This window comes from Streptomyces sp. SID13666 (assembly GCF_010548325.1).
Taxonomy (GTDB): domain Bacteria; phylum Actinomycetota; class Actinomycetes; order Streptomycetales; family Streptomycetaceae; genus Actinacidiphila; species Actinacidiphila fildesensis.
Genome location: NZ_JAAGLX010000124.1, coordinates 1 through 1,012 on the forward strand (window position 1 = coordinate 1; position 1,012 = coordinate 1,012).

Genomic DNA, 1,012 nt, shown 5'->3' on the forward strand with positions numbered 1-1,012 from the left:
GGACGGTCTGCCGGTCGCGCATCCAGGGGCTCGGCTCATGACTCGCGCTGAACGCCTGGATCGTCGGCAGGTTGTCGGCGTTGTTGGCCCGTGCGTAGTCGTACAGCCAGCTCAGCGAGCCCGCGTTGGTCACCGGCGTCCAGAAGTTGAAACCGTGCGGCACAGCCGTCGCCGGGAAGTTGTTACCCCGGGAGAAGCCGCCGCTGGAGTTGGTGCCCCGGGTCGTCACCGCATAGTCGGACAGGTGTTCCCGAGGTGGCTCGGGGGCGACGGACCGGAGCGTCACGTCGTCGAGCCAGCCCCGGAACCTCGCGGGACCGGTCGGCGAGTCGTACGCCACCAGCACCCGGTCGACGGTCCTTCCCTGCGCCACGGACCCGATCCGCGAGGCCACGTGGTTCCACTGGTTGACGTACAACCCCTTGGCCGCGCCCTGCCCCTGCGGCGTCAGCGCGAAGCCGTGCTGGTCGACCGCCTGAAGTTCACTCAGAAGGGTTCCGTCCGTGAAGGCCAGGTCCACCGAGACGTTCGTGGCGGCGTAGTCGAGATCGCCGTCCGCCATGGACGGGAAGATCCGGTACGACAGCTCGGTGTCCCGGTCGACGGCCACGTTCACGTCGAACACCTTGTTGGCCGAGTACGCCCGTCCGGCCGCCCGGTGTGTTCCGGCGTACCGCAGCGCCCGTTTGCCCGTGAAACCGGCGCGGGCCTTCGCGGTCGGCGAGCCGCTCGGGCCGCGGTCGACCAGCGACAGCATGTCCCGGGGCACGGGCGCGTCGACGCTGCCCGTCGAGAACTGGACATCGGCGAGCTGCGTGATGGCGCCCCCGTTGTTCCGTCCGATGTCGAGCCGGAAGTGCTGGTACTCGGCAGGTGCTGACAGGTCGTAAGACCTGGTCCGGAAACGCTCGGCGAACGACTCGCCCGTGCGGCTGTCGAGGGTCTTCCAGCCCGTCGTCCCGTCCGCTGAGCCCTGGAGCGTCCAGTCGTCCGGGTCGCGCTCGGCGTGGTC

At 69.5% G+C, this 1,012-nt stretch carries 1 pseudogene; it reads right to left on the reverse strand.

Features of this window, described 5'->3' with window-relative positions:
- Positions 1-1,012, reverse strand: a pseudogene (locus G3I60_RS43665) (glycoside hydrolase family 92 protein); the annotation flags it as partial.